This window comes from Pseudomonas sp. JV245A (assembly GCF_032424515.1).
Classification (GTDB): domain Bacteria; phylum Pseudomonadota; class Gammaproteobacteria; order Pseudomonadales; family Pseudomonadaceae; genus Aquipseudomonas; species Aquipseudomonas protegens.
This window is the reverse complement of record NZ_VYKE01000612.1, coordinates 1-313: the sequence shown is the minus strand read 5'-3', so window position 1 is coordinate 313 and position 313 is coordinate 1. Positions and strand designations below refer to the sequence as shown.

The following is a 313-nucleotide window of genomic DNA, read 5'->3' as shown; positions in this document are numbered from 1 at the left end:
CAGCGCCAGGGCTGCACGGCTGCCGGCGGTGCGCAGAGTGCGGTTCATTAGGTGTCCTGATGATCCTTGAGTACCTGGCCGCTCACGGCGTCCAGTTCCAGGTCCCATTCCAGCCCCTGCGGGTCGCGCAGTTCAACCTGGTAGATGTACTTGCCGTACTCTTCTTCCAGCTCGGTTTCACTGATGCTCGCCCCAGGATGCCGGGACAGGGCCGTGGCATTGAGTTTTTCAAAGGACACAATGGTACCAGCGTCGCGCAGTCTCAGGGCTTCGTCCGGCCCCAGGTCGCGGGCGTGGGCCAGGCTGGCGGTCA

Annotated in this window: 1 protein-coding gene; it reads right to left on the bottom strand. The window is 63.6% G+C overall.

Annotation, left to right across the window (positions count from 1 at the left end):
• Positions 1-47: 47 nt before the first annotated feature.
• The coding region (locus F6S12_RS33280; RefSeq protein ID WP_315870058.1) for a PepSY domain-containing protein at positions 48-313 on the bottom strand (266 nt) is incomplete at its 5' end.